This window comes from Streptomyces sp. AK010, assembly GCF_014207295.1.
In the GTDB taxonomy this organism is placed as follows: Bacteria; Actinomycetota; Actinomycetes; order Streptomycetales; family Streptomycetaceae; genus Streptomyces; species Streptomyces massasporeus.
On record NZ_JACHCX010000003.1, the window covers coordinates 277,431 to 295,010 of the forward strand.

Consider the following 17,580-nt stretch of genomic DNA (forward strand, 5'->3'; position numbering starts at 1 on the left):
ATGAGGTGGGGTAAGCATGAACGCGCCGTACGACGGTGACCGCGGCCGTGCCGCGGGCAACTCGGGCTACCCCGACGCGGGCGGGCCCGAGGGTTCACCGCCCGAGCACGGCCAGGTGCCGCCGCAGCCGCCCGCGGACATCTACCTCCAGGACGCCTACGGCCAGGACCCCTACCGGGCACAGGACCTCTCCGCCCAGGACCCGGTCGGCGAGGCGCTCTACGACCGCTCCGCGCACCCGCCGCACGCGCCCGGCACGTACCAGCCGCAGCAGCAGCTGTACGGTCAGCCACCGCAGTCGCCGTACGCGCCCGACCCGCAGGTGTGGGCGCAGACACCCGCGCCGGAGCCGGAGGGTCCGACCCGGCATCTGCCCTACGGCGACGACCCCCGCACCACCCAGTTCGTCGGCGTGGACGACCTCGTATCCCAGGCCGGCGAGCCCCGCCAGGAGCCGGACGCGTTCGCGCACCTCTTCCAGGATCAGCAGCAGGGCAGCGGTCACCCGTCGTACGCATCGCCGTCGGTCCCCGGCCCGTCCCCGGCCCCGGGGCAGATGGCACAGGGCCCGTACGCACCGCAGGGGCAGTACGCGGAGCAGTACGCGGAGCCCGGCCGGACCGCGGCGGTGCCGCCCGTCGTGGACGAGACGCCGGCCCCCGAGGCCGCCGCCGCATCCGCCCCCAAGAAGGGCGGCCGCGCCGCGGGCCTGATGAAGTCCAGCGCCGTGATGGCGGCGGGCACGATGGTCTCCCGCCTCACCGGCTTCATCCGCTCCGCACTGATCGTGTCGGCGCTGGGCGTCGGCTTCCTCGGTGACACCTTTCAGGTCGCCTACCAGCTGCCGACGATGATCTACATCCTCACCGTCGGCGGTGGTCTCAACTCCGTCTTCGTACCGCAACTGGTGCGCGCCATGAAGGACGACGAGGACGGCGGCGAGGCCTACGCCAACCGCCTGCTGACCCTCGTCATGGTGGCACTCGGCGCACTCACCGCACTCGCGATCCTCGGCGCGCCCCTCCTGATCCGTCTGATGTCCCCCTCGGTCGCCGCCGACCCCGCGGCCAACCAGGTCGGCATCACCTTCGTCCAGTACTTCCTGCCCTCGATCTTCTTCATGGGCATCCACGTGGTGATGGGCCAGATCCTCAACGCCCGGGGGAAGTTCGGCGCGATGATGTGGACCCCGGTCCTGAACAACATCGTCATCATCGTGACGCTGGGCATGTTCATCTACGTCTACGGCACCGCGGCCGACTCCGGAATGAAGGTCACCACCATCCCGCCGGAGGGCCAGCGCCTCCTCGGCATCGGTGTCCTGCTCGGCCTCGTGGTCCAGGCACTGGCGATGATCCCCTACCTGCGCGAGACCGGCTTCCGGCTGCGGCTGCGCTTCGACTGGAAGGGCCAGGGCCTCGGCAAGGCCGTCACACTCGCCAAGTGGACGGTCCTGTTCGTCCTCGCCAACCAGGCCGGCGCCATGGTCGTCATCTGGCTGTCCACCGCGGCGGGCAAGGCCTCACCCGTCGACGGCACCGGCTTCGCCGCCTACGCCAACGCACAGCTGATCTGGGGCCTGCCGCAGGCCATCATCACGGTCTCCCTCATGGCCGCCCTGCTGCCGCGCCTGTCGCGCTCGGCGGCCGAGGGCGACGGGGGCGCCGTCCGCGACGACATCTCCCAGGGCCTGCGCACCACGGCGGTGGCGATCGTGCCGATCGCGTTCGGGTTCCTCTCCCTCGGCATCCCGATGTGCACGCTGATGTTCGGCTCATCGGGCACCAGCGAGGCCACCAACATGGGCTTCATGCTCATGGCGTTCGGACTCGGCCTGATCCCGTACTCCGTGCAGTACGTGGTCCTGCGTGCCTTCTACGCCTACGAGGACACCCGAACTCCCTTCTACAACACGGTCATCGTGGCCGCGGTCAACGCGGGCGCCTCGGCGATCTGCTACTTCGTCATCCCGTCCCGCTGGGCCGTGGTCGGCATGGCCGCCTCGTACGGCCTGGCCTACGCCATCGGCGTCGGCGTCGCCTGGCGCCGGCTGCGCAAGCGGCTCGGCGGGGACCTCGACGGCGCCCGGGTCCTGCGGACTTACGCCCGGCTGTGCATCGCGTCGGTCCCGGCCGCCCTGCTCAGCGGCGCGGCCTGCTACGGCATCGGCCACTCACTCGGCCAGGGCCCGGCCGGCTCGCTCGCCGCCGTCCTGGCCGGCGGCGTCGTACTGCTCGGGATCTTCTTCGTCGCCGCCCGCCGCATGCGCATCGAGGAACTCAACTCGCTGGTCGGCATGGTCCGCGGACGCCTGGGACGCTGAGTCGGGGGGTAGGCGCACAACCATCGTCAGCCACCGCGTGTCGTGCATAGCGGCGGACTGTGGGCACAATTGGTTTCGGCGTCGGGCGGCATGCATGGGACGCCGGCCCGGCGCGTAATGGATGGGGAGGCAGGAACGACGGTGGCGGAACGGAGTACGGCTGCCGTCGACGTGGCAGACAACAGCGACGAGACGTCGCTGACCGCACAGGCGGACCAGTCCACGGCCGACGGGGTGGCCAAGAACCGGGAGCGGGACACGGACAGCGACGAGGTACAGGAGAGCACCAGGACCGACGGTGCCGGAACGACCTCGCCGCCCGAACTGCACAGTGGTCACAAACTCGCCAGACGCTACCGCCTCGAGGAGTGCGTCACCCGTCTGGACGGTTTCAGCAGTTGGCGTGCCGTGGACGAGAAGCTCCGCCGTGCCGTCGGGGTGCACATCCTGCCCGCCGATCACTCACGGGCCCGTTCCGTCCTGGCGGCCGCCCGCTCGTCCGCCCTCCTGGGCGACCCGCGCTTCGTCCAGGTGCTGGACGCGGTGGAGGAGAACGACGTCGTCTACGTCGTGCACGAATGGCTTCCCGACGCGACGGAACTGACCACGCTCCTCGCCTCCGGGCCCCTGGAGCCGTACGACGCCTACCAGATGGTCAGTCAGGTCTCCTCCGCCATGGCCGCCGCCCATCGTGAGGGCCTCGCCCATCTGCGGCTGAACCCCAACGCCGTGCTCCGTGCCTCGACCGGCCAGTGGCGCATCCGCGGCCTCGCCGTCAACGCCGCCCTGCGCGGCGCCTCGTCCGACACACCGCAGCGCACGGACACCGAGGCCATCGGCGCCCTGCTGTACGCGGCGCTGACCCAGCGCTGGCCGTACGAGAGCGACGCCTACGGCCTGTCGGGCCTGCCGAAGGACATCGGCCTGATCGCGCCCGACCAGGTGCGGGCCGGTGTGCACCGCGGTCTGTCCGAGCTCTCCATGCGCGCGCTCGTCAACGACGGCGCCACCGCGTCCCGGCACGAGTCGCCGTGCACCACGCCGGAGGAGCTGGTGAAGGCGATCGGCGAGATGCCCCGCATCCGCCCGCCGGAGCCTGCGTTCACCGCCCCGCCCGAGTACCAGCGCACGACGTACCAGCAGGGCACGTACGGCCGTCAGACCCCGCGTCCCGGCATCACCCAGCCGGTCCCGGCTCCGCCGCCCCCGCTCCAGAGCCGCATGGGCAAGGCCCTGAAGTGGGCCGTCTCCGCGCTCCTGATCGCCGCGCTGGGCCTCGGCAGCTGGCAGCTGGCGGACGCGCTGATGGACCAGGGCGGCAAGAACGAGGACCCGGGCCAGACGCAGACGAACGACGGAGACGCTGACGACAAGCCCGCCGCGCCCCTGAAGAACATCCCGATCAGCAGCGTACGAGAGTTCGCGCCGAGCGGATCCGGCATACAGGAGGACGAGGCCCAACTCGCTGTCGACGGCAAGACTGACACCGCGTGGGTCACACCTCAGTACCGGGGATACGCCAACTTCGGGAACCTCCCACAGCGCAAGGAGGGAAGTGGGCTGATTTTGGACCTCGGCAAGGTTACAGACGTGTCCCGTCTCGATATTTCCATGTATCGAAGCAGGCAGACAGCACAGGTTCTCGCCGCCGATGCCGATATTTCCGATCCGTCGCCTCTGAGCGATTTCTCGCAGGAACTCACCGAATTGTCGACCGTGGGTTCCGACCTCAAGGTCACGCTGAAGAAGCCGGTCAAGACGCGTTACGTCCTCATCCACATCACGGAACTTCCGACCGACGGCTCCGCGGACCGCTTCCGAGGGGGTATCTCAGAAATTCAAGTGCGCGGCTGAGAGCGCTCCAGCTGCACCGAAAGCGCGTCCGGTTGGAAGTTCAGGCTCCGAACCGGACGCAATGATCAGCCGCAGTGACCCCAGTCGGAATTGTCACCTGTGGTCCCCACCTGGCCGAGGAAGCGCACGCACGCCCCATTGGCATACAGGCTCACCGGGCCGGCGTGGTAGGAGTAGTACCCAGAGTCCGTCTTCTTGGTCCCGCCGAGCACCTCAAGCTGAGCTATCATCCTCAACTTGACTCCAGGGGTACGTGATGTGGTGATCACGCAGTTGGTGCCATTGCTGTAGTAGAGATCCACCCACCCTGTGTCAAAGGAAGCCGGTCAATTCGACTCCCCGGACACGTGGTCGCAGCCTGAGCCGTTCCGGATCCCGTAAAAATGACCGCTCCCGCAATGGTCGACACGACCGTCCCCATAGCGGCAGCTCGACGCCCGCTCAACTTCTTCACTAGCTTCTCCTGTTGCCTGTTGTGCGCCAAAAGAACATGACGGATCAATTATGTGACCAGCAGAGAGCTCATGATCATGATCAGGCCAATGGGAGGTGCTGTGTCTGTCACAGCGTTCCGGGACCCGCCTCGGGTTCGCTGAGGCGCGTTTACATCCCACCGGCCCGCAGGATTCAATGGACCACTCAGAGCGGAACGGGGAGGGGACGTGCAGGTAGAGCACCAGAACAGCTCACCGGCGACCGATGCCCAACTGATCCGCCTTCATGTGGGAGGCGACCCGGAAGCCTTCGCCGAGTTGGTACGCCGTCATCGTGACCGCCTCTGGGCCGTCGCCCTGCGTACCCTGGGTGACCGCGAGGAGGCCGCTGATGCCGTGCAGGACGCCCTCGTGTCCGCCTACCGGGCCGCCCATACCTTCCGGGGCCAGTCGGCCGTCACGACGTGGCTGCACAGGATCACGGTGAACGCCTGCCTGGACCGCGCCCGCAAGGCGGCCTCCCGGAAGACCTCTCCCGTCGACGACACCGAGCGCCTGGAGCAGCTGCTGGAGCCGCACGAGTCGGCTTCGGCCCCCGCAGAGCGCAACGATCTTCACCGGCAGCTCATCGAGGCCCTGGGGACCCTGCCGGCCGACCAGCGCGCCGCGCTCGTCCTGGTGGACATGCAGGGCTACCCGGTCGCGGAGGCCGCCCGCATTCTCGACGTGCCGACCGGCACGGTGAAGAGCAGATGTGCGCGCGGCAGAGCCAGACTCCTTCCGCTGCTCACCCATCTCAGGCCGGACCACAGCGGTGAGGGCAAGAACCCGGGCGGAGAACGGAACCGGACGCAGGGCCCGACCGTCCCACCCGCAGCGGGGCAACGCCGAGCGGATCCCCCGGACACAGGACCGAGCGACTCAGCTGCAGTGAAGGGCGGAGGTGGACGAGCGTGACGTCGACGACAGACATGGCCGGGCACCCGGACGTCGCGGAGATCTCCGACCTCGCCGAGGGTCTCCTCCCAGCGGCCCGGACCACCGAGCTGCGCCGGCACCTGGACGACTGCGAACTCTGTGCGGACGTCTACGCCTCCCTGGAGGAGATCCGCGGGCTGCTGGGCACGCTGCCGGGCCCGCCACGCATGCCCGCCGATGTCGCCGGACGCATCGATGCCGCTCTCGCCGCAGAGGCCCTGCTGAACGCCGCGGGACCGGAGGCCGCGGAGAGTCCGGAGCCGGTGAGCGTTCCGGGTTCCGCCTCTGACGACGACCGCGATGCGCCTGTTTCACGTGAAACATCGACGGGCCCCGACCGGCCTGCCGGCCGTCCCCGCTCCTCCACCACCGGTCCGGGCCGTAAGAGCCGCACCCGCAATGGACGCCGCAGGATCGCGGTCCTGGGGACCGTCTTCACGGTGGCAGCCTTGGGTCTGGGATCCGTCCTGCTGACGTCGCTCGGCGACCACAAGCCTCCCACCGGAGGGGCAGGCGAACGGCAGACCACGGCGGCGGACACCTTCTCCGAAGGGAAGCTGCCGAAGCAGGTCACCGGTCTCCTGGCCGAGAACAAGACCAAGGGCGGCGGCTCCCGCACTCCCTTCGGGGCAGCGACGGCTCCCGGCACCAACCAGCCGAAGGTCCTCAGGGAAGTCGTGGTGCCCGGCTGTGTCCGCGACGGCATCGGGCGTGACGACGCGGCCCTGGCCACCGAGAACGGCACCTATCAGGGGAAGAAGGCCATGCTCGTGCTGCTTCCCGACCCCGCCGACACCACTCGGGTCACCGCCTACATCGTCGATGCGACCTGTGTGGATCACAAAGCGTCCACCGCCGCCGGCGAGGTGCTCCTGGAGCGCACTTACCCGTCGGCCTGAACGGACGCTTCGTCTTGGCCCTGCGGGCTCACCGCAGGGCGCCGCATCTCCGTGTGCCCGGACACAGCGGGAATGCGCGCCCCTTAGGATCCGTTGGGTGGGGTGAGAGGTCATAGAGAACTCCTACCGCTCGACCGACGCAGTCCAGAGACGAGGAAACAAGCCGTGAGCGACGTCCGTAACGTGATCATCATCGGCTCCGGGCCCGCCGGCTACACGGCGGCGCTCTACACCGCGCGCGCGTCGCTGAAGCCACTGGTGTTCGAGGGCGCCGTCACCGCGGGTGGTGCGCTGATGAACACCACCGAGGTCGAGAACTTCCCGGGCTTCCAGGACGGCATCATGGGCCCCGAGCTCATGGACAACATGCGCGCCCAGTCGGAGCGCTTCGGAGCCGAGCTCGTCCCGGACGACATCGTGAGCGTCGACCTGAGCGGTGAGATCAAGACCGTCACGGACACGGCCGGCACCGTGCACCGGGCGAAGGCCGTCATCGTCGCCACCGGATCGCAGCACCGCAAGCTCGGACTGCCGAACGAGGACGCCCTGTCGGGCCGCGGTGTGTCCTGGTGCGCCACCTGCGACGGGTTCTTCTTCAAGGACCAGGACATCGCCGTGATCGGTGGTGGCGACACCGCGATGGAGGAGGCCACCTTCCTCTCGCGGTTCGCCAAGTCGGTGACCATCGTCCACCGCCGCGACACCCTGCGCGCCTCCAAGGCCATGCAGGAGCGCGCCTTCGCCGACCCGAAGATCTCCTTCGTGTGGGACAGCGAGGTCGCCGAGATCCAGGGCGACCCGAAGCTCTCCGGTCTGAAGCTGCGCAACCTCAAGACCGGTGAGATCTCGGACCTGCCGGTGACCGGACTCTTCATCGCCATCGGCCACGACCCGCGCACCGAGCTCTTCAAGGGCCAGCTCGACCTGGACGAAGACGGCTACCTGAAGGTGGAGGCGCCGTCGACGCGCACGAACCTGACCGGTGTCTTCGGCGCCGGCGACGTGGTCGACCACACCTACCGTCAGGCGATCACCGCGGCCGGAACCGGCTGCTCCGCAGCTCTCGACGCCGAGCGATACCTCGCCGCCCTGGCGGACGAGGAGCAGCCCGAGCCCGAGAAGACCACCGTCTGACCTCCCCTACCCGCCCCACGCACCAACCAGTTAAGGAGCCCGCCGTGGCCGGCACCCTGAAGAATGTGACCGACGACTCCTTCGAGACGGACGTCCTCAAGAGCGACAAGCCTGTTCTGGTGGATTTCTGGGCCGCCTGGTGCGGTCCGTGCCGACAGATCGCTCCGTCCCTCGAGGCGATCGCCGCCGAGTACGGCGACAAGATCGAGATCGTCAAGCTGAACATCGACGAGAACCCGGGTACGGCCGCCAAGTACGGCGTCATGTCCATCCCGACCCTGAACGTGTACCAGGGGGGCGAGGTCGCCAAGACCATCGTGGGCGCGAAGCCGAAGGCCGCGATCGTTCGCGACCTCGAGGAGTTCATCGCCGAGTGAATCGGCTGCAGCGTCACACCGACGGTGCATGTTTCACGTGAAACACGAATGGGCCAACCCGGAAGGGTTGGCCCATTCGTTTGTCTGCTCACAGCGGCCGCAGCGCCGGCTCCTTCTGCACGGCTCCCAGGAGCCGGTCCAAGGCCATCTCGACGTCTTCCTTCCAGGAGAGCGTCGACCTCAGTTCCAGCCTCAGCCGCGGATGAGTGGGATGTTGGCGGACCGTCTTGAAGCCAACCGCCAGAAGATGGTCGGCGGGCAACACACAGGCCGGTTCCTTCCAGCGCGCGTCTCCGAAGGCCTCGATCGCCTTGAACCCACGCCGCAGCAGATCCTTGGCGACCGTCTGAACCATCACTCTGCCCAGCCCCTGCCCCTGGTAGCCGGGCACGATGAACGCGGTCATCAACTGCACCGCGTCAGGCGAGACGGGGCTCGTGGGAAACGCCGTGGAGCGGGGGACGTAGGCGGGTGGGGCGTAGAGCACGTAGCCCACCGGCACGTCGTCGACGTACACGACCCGGCCGCAGGACCCCCAGTCCAGCAGAACCGCTGAGATCCAGGCTTCCTTCTCCGAAGCGGACGTGCCCTCCTTTACCGCGGCCTCACCGCTGACTGGGTCGAGCTCCCAGAAGACACACGAGCGACAACGCTTGGGAAGGTCCTGGAGGTTGTCCAGCGTGAGCGGTACGAGCCGGCGGCCCATGAAGGCTGATCCTCGCTTCCTTCGCCCGCCACCGCGTCGCGGGCGGCTGTCAGAGCGCTCCGTTCCCTGAGGAGACTGCCGATGAACCCACCGACCGCTCCCAGCCCCAAACCGGCGCTCACCAGTCCGGTGCGGCTCATGGTTCGCATGGCCCCTGCCTCCCTTTCAGAGGTGCTGCAGAGTGGTTGCGCCGTACCTGACGCATCGTATCCACGATGTGATTCCATCGATACCGGCAGAAAGGAAAGAGCGAGCCACGTTCCGGCACACACCGGACACGGCCCGCTCTGTCTCCCTGTACAGCAGAGGCCCCATGCCTGAGGCTCAGGACTCGCTCGCTTCGGAGTCGTCCTCCGAAAGGCTGTTCTGCAGGACCGGCCCCTCGCCAGGAGCGAGTGAGCCGAGGATCCGCTCAAGATCCTCCATCGAGGCGAACTCGACGGTGATCTTGCCCTTCTTCTGGCCCAGGTCGACCTTCACCCGCGTCTCGAAGCGGTCCGACAGCCGTGTGGCGAGGTCGGACAGGGCCGGAGAGACCCGGGCACCGGCGCGCGGGCCCTTAGGCTTCTGAGCCTTCTGAGGCCGCGACCCCATCAGGGTCACGATCTCCTCGACGGCTCGCACCGAGAGGCCCTCGGCCACGATGCGGTGAGCCAGTCGATCCTGCTCCTCCGAGTCCTCGACGGAGAGCAGCGCCCGTGCGTGGCCGGCGGAGAGAACCCCGGCGGCGACCCGGCGCTGCACGGCCGGCGAGAGCTTCAGTAGACGCAGGGTGTTGGAAACCTGCGGGCGGGATCGGCCGATGCGGTCCGCCAGCTGGTCGTGCGTGCAGTTGAAGTCCCTCAGCAACTGGTCATAGGCGGCAGCCTCCTCCAGCGGGTTCAGCTGTGCACGGTGCAGGTTCTCCAGCAGTGCGTCCAGGAGGAGCTTCTCGTCCTCGGTAGCCCGCACGATCGCCGGGATCGCCTCCAGCCCCGCCTCGCGGCAGGCCCGCCAGCGGCGCTCGCCCATGATGAGCTCGTAGCGGTCGACACCCACCTGCCGTACGACGACCGGTTGAAGGAGCCCTACCTCTTTGATGGAGGTGATGAGCTCGGACAGCGCGTCCTCGTCGAAGACATCACGAGGCTGACGCGGGTTCGGCGTGATGAAGTCGAGGGGGATCTCGGCGAAATGCGCGCCGATGGGTGCCGCAGGCGTGGCGGGAGCACTCGGCTGCGCCGGCTCCTCCGTTTCACGTGAAACAGTCGGCAGGGTTGCCACCTTCGCCGCGGCCACCCCACGATCGCTCGGCAGCACAGGCACTGCCGCCGGGGACGTGGAGGCAGCGTTTCCCGCCGCTGCCTGGGCCACCGACTTCTCCGTCGGTGCGGCAGGGATCAGTGCGCCGAGACCACGGCCCAGCCCCCTCCGTCGCTCGCTCACTGGATACCCTCCACCATGCTCGGGTCGTTCTGCTGTGCGCCGATATGGGCGTGCGTGGCGTCATAGCTGATGCCGACGCCCTTCAGCGCGATCTCGCGTGCCGCCTCAAGGTAGGAGAGGGCACCACTCGATCCTGGATCGTAGGTCAAGACCGTCTGTCCATAGCTCGGCGCCTCCGAGATACGGACAGAGCGGGGGATGCTCGTGCGCAGCACTTCGTCACCGAAATGGGTGCGCACCTCTTCAGCGACCTGGGACGCCAGGCGCGTCCGGCCGTCGTACATGGTGAGCAGGATGGTCGATACATGCAGGGCGGGGTTGAGGTGCCCCCGCACGAGATCGACGTTACGCAGCAGCTGCCCGAGGCCCTCCAGCGCGTAGTACTCGCACTGGATGGGGATCAGAACTTCCTGGCCCGCCACGAGAGCGTTGACTGTCAGGAGACCGAGTGAGGGCGGGCAGTCGATGAGGATGTAGTCCAGCGGCTGCTCGTACGCTTGGATCGCGCGCTGCAGCCTGCTCTCCCGTGCCACGAGGGACACCAGCTCGATCTCCGCACCGGCGAGATCGATCGTGGCAGGCGCGCAGAAGAGGCCCTCGACATCGGGAACCGGCTGGACGACCTCGGAGAGAGGTCGGCTCTCCACCAACACGTCATAGATGGAAGGAACTTCGGCGTGGTGGTCGATACCCAGTGCGGTGGACGCGTTGCCCTGCGGGTCGAGGTCGACCACGAGGACCCGGCCACCGTGCAGCGCCAGTGATGCGGCAAGGTTGACGGTCGTCGTCGTCTTGCCCACACCACCCTTCTGGTTGGCGACCACGATGATTCGGGTCTGCTCGGGCCGTGGCAAGCCCTCGCCGGCACGGCCCAGAGCCTCCACTGCCAGTTGGGCAGCACGACCGATGGGAGTGTCGTCCATCGGAGGCGGTGTTTCACGTGAAACATCCGCCCCCATCGACTCGGTACGGGGACCGGGGACCGGATCGGTCATCGGTCCCGCGATGTTGGCGTCGGACCGCAAGGATTCACTCTCCTCGACTTCAGGCTCGCAATGAACAGAGCCTCCCATGTCTTCGGGGTCGTGAACCAGTGAGGCCTGGCGTTCTGTGGAGAAATCCACCTCTGTGGATACCTCGGGTCCCTCATCGAGTGAACCAAGAGGCTTTCGGTCGCGGGGTTCGGCCGCAGCGCGGCCACGACTGATGATGCCGTGCAGCAGTGAGCGACGTTTCACGTGAAACACGATGCACAGCAGCCGTGGCCGGACTGTCGCGACACTCCGGCATGCATCGGTTTGGCAGCTTGTGTGGAGTACGTCTCGTCCTCAGGACGGATCAGCGCCGACGACGCGTCCGCCCCGTGCGCGCCGCCTTGGCCCGCTTCGCAGCGAAGCGCACACCGCCAGGGCTCTCCCCGACCTCGACCCGCACGACGGTGGACAACGGGTCCACCACGCCCTCACCCACATGCAGGATGGACGTCTCCACCGCACCCAGCTTGCTCAGCGCCACAGAAGCGCTCTTCAGCTCCTCCTCGGCGGTGTCGCCCTTGAGCGCGAGCATCTCCCCGTACGGTCGCAGCAGCGGAATGCCCCAGGTCGCGAGCCGGTCGAGCGGCGCGACGGCTCGGGCCGTCACCACGTGGACGGGCTGGATCTTCCCCATGACCTCCTCGGCCCGCCCACGCACCACGGTCACATGATCGAGGCCGAGCAGTTCCACGACCTCGGTGAGGAAGTTGGTGCGCCGCAACAGCGGCTCCAAGAGCGTGATCTTCAGGTCGGTGCGGACCAGCGCCAGCGGAATGCCGGGGAGACCGGCGCCCGAGCCGACATCGCACACCGTCACACCGTCGGGCACGACCTCCGAGAGAACCGCACAGTTCAGCAGGTGCCGCTCCCACAAGCGAGGCACCTCACGCGGGCCGATGAGGCCGCGCTGCACGCCGGCCTCAGCGAGCAGCTCGGCGTACCGCACCGCATCCGCGAAGCGATCACCGAACACCTCTCGCGCCTGCTCGGGCGCGGGGGGAAGCTCCGCTGCCTCCGTCACGGGGGACCGTCCTTCCGTACCGCGTCAGCGCACCCGGCGCCGACACCAGAACCACCAGAACTATCAGGCTGACAAAGTTCGGCCCCGCCTGCGCAACAGACGGGGCCGGGGAACGTAGAGGCCGATCAGGCGGGCAGTACGACGACGAAGCGCTGCGGCTCCTCGCCCTCGGACTCGCTGCGCAGGCCCGCGGCCTTGACCGCGTCGTGCACGACCTTGCGCTCGAACGGCGACATCGGCTTCAGCTTCACGGCCTCACCGCTGCTCTTGGCCTCCGCGGCGGCCTTGGCGCCCAGCTCGGACAGCTCCGAGCGCTTCTGGGCCCGGTACCCCGCGATGTCGAGCATCAGACGGCTGCGGTCACCGGTCTCCCGGTGCACGGCCAGACGGGTGAGCTCCTGGAGCGCCTCCAGAACCTCGCCGTCACGGCCGACCAGCTTCTGCAGGTCACGGCCGCCCGAGTCGCTGATGATCGAGACGGAGGCACGGTCGGCCTCGACGTCCATGTCGATGTCGCCGTCGAGATCGGCGATGTCGAGCAGACCCTCCAGGTAGTCCGCCGCGATCTCGCCTTCCTGCTCCAGGCGAGTCAGGGTGTCTGCACCCTCGGCAGCGGCGGAGGTGGTGCCTTCCGTCACGGGATGGACTCCTTCTTACTTCTTGGACGGGGACTTGGGCCGCTGCGGGCCCTTGCGCTGTCCGGACTGGGCCTTGCTGCGGGTACCGCCTGCGGGCTTCGCGCCGCCCTTCTTGGCAGCGGCGGCGGGCTTGGTGTCCTCGGGCTCCTCGGACTTGGTCAGCGACGTCTTCGGCTCGTCGGTCTCACCGGCCGCCTTGGCGCCGCCGTGCTGCCGCTGCGACTTGCTCTGCCGCTTGGGCTGCTGACGCTTCGGGGTACCGCCGGCGGACATCGGCGTGCCGTCCTCGGCCTGGGCCGTGGCCGCGCTGTCGCTCTTGATCACGGTGCCGTCGGGCTGGGCGGCGAGGCCGGCCTTGCTCAGGCCGTTGATGAACTTGCGCTCGAACTCGTTGCGGTCGCGGCCCTTGGCGACAATCGCCTTGACGATGGCCCGGTCGCGGCGCTTACCGACCTTGTTGTGCTGCGCGATGTGCTTGGTCAGACGGTCGAGGTACGAGGCCTGGGCCTTGGAACCCGGGGTCGGGTTGTTGTGGATCACGTACATCTGCTGGCCCATGGTCCACACGTTGGTGGTCAGCCAGTAGACGAGGACACCGACCGGGAAGTTGATGCCGAAGACGGCGAACATGACCGGGAAGACGTACATCAGCATCTTCTGCTGCTGCATGAACGGCGTCTTCACCGTGGTGTCGACGTTCTTCGTCATCAGCTGGCGCTGGGTGAAGAACTGCGACGCCGACATCAGGACGATCATGATGGCGGTGACCACACGGACGTCGGTGAGGGAGGCACCGAGTGCTTCCACCTTCGACGCGCTGTCGGTGAACTTCGCGGCCAGCGGAGCCCCGACGATGTGCGCCTTCTGCGCGCTCTGCAGCAGGCTCTGGTTGATCACACCGATGGTGTCGCCCGTCGCGATGCTGTTGAGCACGTGGTACAGGGCGAAGAAGAACGGGGACTGCGCCAGGATCGGAAGGCACGAGGAGAGCGGGTTGGTGCCCGTCTCCTTGTACAGCTTCATCATCTCTTCGGACTGACGCTGTTTGTCGTTCTTGTAGCGCTCTTGGATCTTCTTCATCTCGGGCTGCAGCGTCTGCATGGCCCGAGTCGACTTGATCTGCTTCACGAAGAGCGGGATGAGGCAGATACGGATCAAGATCACCAGGGACACGATCGACAGGCCCCAGGCCCAGCCGGTGTCGGGGCCGAAGATGGCGCCGTACACCGAGTGGAACTGGACGATGACCCAGGAGACGGGTGTGGTGATAAAGCTGAAGAGGCTGGCAATCGTGTCCACTAATCATGCTCCTTGGGCATGGGACGGTGTCTCTGCGGCCGGGCCCGAAGGACTGGACGGACTTGTGGGAGAAGCCTGTCCCTCGGTGGCCGGTCCGGCGGCGGAGGGCCCGCCCTTGCGTGCACGCCACGCGTTACGCAGCATTTCGTGCCACCGCGGGCGCTTACGCGGCGGGACATGGTCCACACCGCCCAGCGACCACGGATTGCATCGCAGGATGCGCCAGGCCGTGAGTGCCGTTCCCTTGATGGCACCATGCCGGTCGATGGCCGTGAAGCCGTAGTGGGAGCACGACGGGTAGTACTTGCAGACCGGCCCGAGCAGCGGACTGATCGTCCACTGGTAGAGCTTGATCAGAGCCAGCAGCGGGTACTTCATCGCGCGCCCCCTCCCAGCAACCGCTGGAGAGCGGCATCCAGGTCTCGGGCCAGCTGTGCATGGTCGGCGTCGCCCGATCCGGGCAGCGCTCGTACGACTACCAGGCTACCGGGGGGCAGCTGGGCGACTCGCTCCCGCATCAGGTGGCGAAGCCTGCGCTTCACTTTGTTCCGCACGACCGCGCCACCCACTGCCTTGCTCACGACGAAACCCGCACGCGTCGGGGGAGCGCTCTCCCCAGGCGCGTGCGGGTCCGTGGAACCGCTACGTAGGTGGACGACGAGGAGCGGGCGTCCGGCCCGGCGTCCTCGTCGTACCGCGGTCGCGAAGTCCTCGCGCCGCCTCAGCCGATGCTCGGTAGGCAGCACGACGTCATGACCTGATCAGGATCAGGCGGACAGGCTGGCGCGACCCTTGCTGCGGCGGTTCGCGAGAATCGCGCGACCGGCACGGGTACGCATCCGCAGGCGGAAGCCGTGGGTCTTCGCGCGACGACGGTTGTTCGGCTGGAAGGTGCGCTTGCTCACTCGGGGGCTCCAGAAGAAATCGGTAGTTGCGGGGTGCCGTCCTGGCTGTCACCGTGCGCCCACGAGTAGCTCGCAGTTACGCCCGAGTGCACCGCTGACCGATCACCCAAATGATCTGTGCCCATCGGAGGCAGGCGGCAGCAGCCATCGACAACTCGACCTGGTTACGGTACGCGCGGCTACGCCATCCGGTCAAACCAGGAGTCGCCGGGAGACACTTGTCCACAGGCTGGGGACAACAACTTGAACCGTACCGGCCGCCCTGACTACCGTGACGGAACTCCGATTCGTTCCCTTATCCCTGCCCCACCCGATTTACATCCCGAGCCGTCCCAGAACCACACGTTCGTGGGACCTGTGAGAGAGCGTGCCCTGTGGCTGACGTACCTGCCGATCTTGCCGCAGTGTGGCCACGCGTATTGGAGCAGCTCCTCGGGGAGGGTCGCGTCCAAGGGGTCGAAGGGAAGGACGAGCACTGGATCCGGCGCTGCCAGCCGCTCGCGCTGGTCGCGGACACCGCTCTGCTCGCCGTACCGAACGAATTCGCGAAGGGCGTACTCGAGGGCCGGCTGGCGCCGATCGTCAGCGAGACGCTGAGCCGCGAGTGCGGCCGCCCGATCCGGATCGCGATCACCGTCGACGACTCCGCGGGCGAGCCCCCCGCCCCGCCGGAGCCCCCGGCCCGCCCCCAGCAGCGCTACGAGGAGCCCGAGCTCCCGGCCGCGCGCCAGGACAGCGAGGGTTACGACCGTCCGGGCCGTGACGGATATGACCGTTCCGAGCGTGACGGATACGACAGGCAGGAACGCGACGGGTACGACCGTTCCGAGCGCGACAAGTACGACCGGCAGGAACGCGACGGATACGACCGTCCGGAACGCGACCCCTATCAGGACCGTGACGGGTACAAGGGGTACGGCCGCCACCGCGCCGACCAGCTGCCCGGTCCCGCCGGCGACCAGCTTCCGCCCACGCGCGGCGAACAGCTTCCGCCTACGCGCGCAGATCAACTTCCCACCGCCCGTCCCGCGTACCCGTCCGAGTACCAGCGCCCCGAGCCCGGCGCCTGGCCGCGGCCCACGCAGCAGGACGAGTACGGCTGGCAGCAGCAGCGCCTCGGCTTCCCCGAGCGTGATCCGTACGCGTCCCCCGGGCAGGACTCGTACGGCTCCTCGGACTCCTACGGCCCGCCCTCCCAGGACACCTACGGCTCCCCCTCGCAGGACTACCGCCCGCAGCCCATGGAGCGCCCCTCCTATGAGCAGCAGCGCCCCGACTACGAGACGTCGCGCGGCGACTACGACCAGCGCGACCCGGTGCGCCGGGAGCTGCCCGAGACGCCGGCCGGCTCCGGCCACGTCCACCGGGGCGGCCCGGTCGGCCCGAACCTGCCGACGACCGGTGCCCCCGGCCCGCTGGCCGCGCAGCCCGCGCCGGCGACCGGCCCGGGCGAACCCACCGCGCGTCTGAACCCGAAGTACCTCTTCGACACGTTCGTCATCGGTGCCTCCAACCGCTTCGCGCACGCGGCCGCGGTCGCTGTGGCCGAGGCGCCGGCGAAGGCGTACAACCCCTTGTTCATCTACGGGGAGTCCGGGCTCGGCAAGACGCACCTGCTGCACGCGATCGGGCACTACGCGCGCAGCCTCTACCCGGGCACGCGGGTGCGGTACGTGAGCTCGGAGGAGTTCACCAACGAGTTCATCAACTCCATCCGCGACGGCAAGGGCGACAGCTTCCGCAAGCGGTACCGCGAGATGGACATCCTGCTCGTCGACGACATCCAGTTCCTCGCGGACAAGGAGTCGACCCAGGAGGAGTTCTTCCACACCTTCAACACGCTCCACAACGCCAACAAGCAGATCGTGCTGTCCTCCGACCGGCCGCCGAAGCAGCTGGTGACGCTGGAGGACCGGCTGCGGAACCGTTTCGAGTGGGGTCTGATCACCGACGTCCAGCCGCCGGAGCTGGAGACCCGGATCGCGATCCTCCGCAAGAAGGCGGTGCAGGAGCAGCTCAACGCCCCGCCGGAGGTGCTGGAGTTCATCGCGTCCCGGATCTCGCGCAACATCCGTGAGCTGGAGGGCGCGCTGATCCGGGTCACGGCGTTCGCCTCGCTCAACCGGCAGCCGGTGGACCTGGGGCTGACGGAGATCGTCCTCAAGGACCTCATCCCCGGTGGCGAGGACTCCGCACCCGAGATCACGTCGACGGCCATCATGGGCGCGACGGCGGACTACTTCGGGCTGACCGTCGAGGACCTGTGCGGCACCTCGCGCGGCCGCGCCCTCGTCACGGCCCGGCAGATCGCCATGTACCTGTGCCGTGAGCTGACGGACCTGTCGCTGCCGAAGATCGGCGCGCTGTTCGGCGGCCGCGACCACACCACGGTCATGCACGCGGACCGCAAGATCCGCAATCTGATGGCTGAGCGTCGCTCCATCTACAACCAGGTCACGGAGCTGACCAACCGCATCAAGAACGGCTGAAGGCGGCGGCCGCACGCCGCCGAACGCTGCCGAGGGCGCTCCCGGAACCTTCCAGGAGCGCCCT

The 17,580-nt window shown here is 68.0% G+C and carries 16 protein-coding genes; 7 read left to right on the top strand and 9 right to left on the bottom strand.

The window, feature by feature from the left end:
- Positions 1–16: 16 nt before the first annotated feature.
- The 6 genes from murJ to trxA all read left to right on the top strand — a co-directional run bounded on the left by murJ (position 17) and on the right by trxA (position 7,999).
- A complete protein-coding gene (gene murJ / locus HDC93_RS07485) occupies positions 17–2,323 on the top strand; it encodes a murein biosynthesis integral membrane protein MurJ (protein ID WP_185008412.1) in 2,307 nt (768 codons plus the stop codon).
- A gap of 141 nt (positions 2,324–2,464) precedes the next feature.
- Positions 2,465–4,177 (top strand): protein kinase family protein, encoded by a 1,713-nt coding sequence (locus HDC93_RS07490; RefSeq protein WP_185008414.1) that lies wholly within the window; start codon positions 2,465–2,467, stop codon positions 4,175–4,177.
- Between the two features lie 662 nt (positions 4,178–4,839).
- Positions 4,840–5,568 carry an RNA polymerase sigma factor SigM gene (gene sigM, locus HDC93_RS07495; protein ID WP_185008417.1) on the top strand — a complete coding sequence of 243 codons (729 nt, stop codon included), beginning with the start codon at positions 4,840–4,842 and terminating at the stop codon, positions 5,566–5,568.
- Positions 5,565–6,488 (top strand): anti-sigma factor, encoded by a 924-nt coding sequence (locus HDC93_RS07500; RefSeq protein ID WP_185008419.1) that lies wholly within the window; start codon positions 5,565–5,567, stop codon positions 6,486–6,488. Before sigM ends, HDC93_RS07500 begins: the two co-directional genes overlap by 4 nt.
- 165 nt (positions 6,489–6,653) lie before the next feature.
- Complete coding sequence (gene trxB / locus HDC93_RS07505; protein ID WP_185008422.1) at positions 6,654–7,622, top strand: thioredoxin-disulfide reductase; 969 nt, start codon at positions 6,654–6,656, stop codon at positions 7,620–7,622.
- Positions 7,623–7,666: 44 nt separating this feature from the next.
- Positions 7,667–7,999 (top strand): thioredoxin, encoded by a 333-nt coding sequence (gene trxA, locus HDC93_RS07510; RefSeq protein ID WP_031102676.1) that lies wholly within the window; start codon positions 7,667–7,669, stop codon positions 7,997–7,999.
- Positions 8,000–8,087: 88 nt separating this feature from the next.
- Here the strand turns inward: trxA and HDC93_RS07515 are convergent, their stop codons facing one another.
- The 9 genes from HDC93_RS07515 to rpmH all read right to left on the bottom strand — a co-directional run bounded on the left by HDC93_RS07515 (position 8,088) and on the right by rpmH (position 15,027).
- Complete coding sequence (locus HDC93_RS07515; protein WP_185008424.1) at positions 8,088–8,705, bottom strand: GNAT family N-acetyltransferase; 618 nt, start codon at positions 8,703–8,705, stop codon at positions 8,088–8,090.
- A 324-nt stretch (positions 8,706–9,029) separates the two neighbouring features.
- Positions 9,030–10,130: a ParB/RepB/Spo0J family partition protein gene (locus HDC93_RS07520; RefSeq protein WP_185008426.1), complete on the bottom strand. Its 1,101-nt coding sequence runs from the start codon at positions 10,128–10,130 to the stop codon at positions 9,030–9,032.
- Positions 10,127–11,203 carry a ParA family protein gene (locus HDC93_RS07525; protein ID WP_185008886.1) on the bottom strand — a complete coding sequence of 359 codons (1,077 nt, stop codon included), beginning with the start codon at positions 11,201–11,203 and terminating at the stop codon, positions 10,127–10,129. Before HDC93_RS07525 ends, HDC93_RS07520 begins: the two co-directional genes overlap by 4 nt.
- Positions 11,204–11,468: 265 nt before the next feature.
- Positions 11,469–12,185, bottom strand: a complete 717-nt coding sequence (gene rsmG / locus HDC93_RS07530) for a 16S rRNA (guanine(527)-N(7))-methyltransferase RsmG (RefSeq protein WP_097217901.1) — start codon at positions 12,183–12,185, stop codon at positions 11,469–11,471.
- A gap of 125 nt (positions 12,186–12,310) precedes the next feature.
- Positions 12,311–12,823, bottom strand: coding sequence for a R3H domain-containing nucleic acid-binding protein (locus HDC93_RS07535; protein WP_185008428.1), 513 nt, complete (start codon positions 12,821–12,823; stop codon positions 12,311–12,313).
- A gap of 15 nt (positions 12,824–12,838) precedes the next feature.
- Positions 12,839–14,122 (bottom strand): membrane protein insertase YidC, encoded by a 1,284-nt coding sequence (yidC, locus tag HDC93_RS07540; RefSeq protein ID WP_185008430.1) that lies wholly within the window; start codon positions 14,120–14,122, stop codon positions 12,839–12,841.
- A gap of 3 nt (positions 14,123–14,125) precedes the next feature.
- The gene (gene yidD / locus HDC93_RS07545) at positions 14,126–14,500 is read right to left on the bottom strand and encodes a membrane protein insertion efficiency factor YidD (protein WP_097217907.1); all 375 of its coding nucleotides are present in this window, start codon (positions 14,498–14,500) and stop codon (positions 14,126–14,128) included.
- Entirely contained in the window at positions 14,497–14,868 is a 372-nt protein-coding gene (rnpA, locus tag HDC93_RS07550) for a ribonuclease P protein component (protein WP_078615240.1), read from the bottom strand. Before rnpA ends, yidD begins: the two co-directional genes overlap by 4 nt.
- A 21-nt stretch (positions 14,869–14,889) precedes the next feature.
- A complete protein-coding gene (gene rpmH, locus HDC93_RS07555; protein WP_005482975.1) occupies positions 14,890–15,027 on the bottom strand; it encodes a 50S ribosomal protein L34 in 138 nt (45 codons plus the stop codon).
- 374 nt (positions 15,028–15,401) lie between these two features.
- Here rpmH and dnaA point away from each other — a divergent pair, with 374 nt between their 5' ends.
- Positions 15,402–17,516: a chromosomal replication initiator protein DnaA gene (dnaA, locus tag HDC93_RS07560; RefSeq protein ID WP_185008432.1), complete on the top strand. Its 2,115-nt coding sequence runs from the start codon at positions 15,402–15,404 to the stop codon at positions 17,514–17,516.
- Positions 17,517–17,580 lie beyond the last annotated feature (64 nt).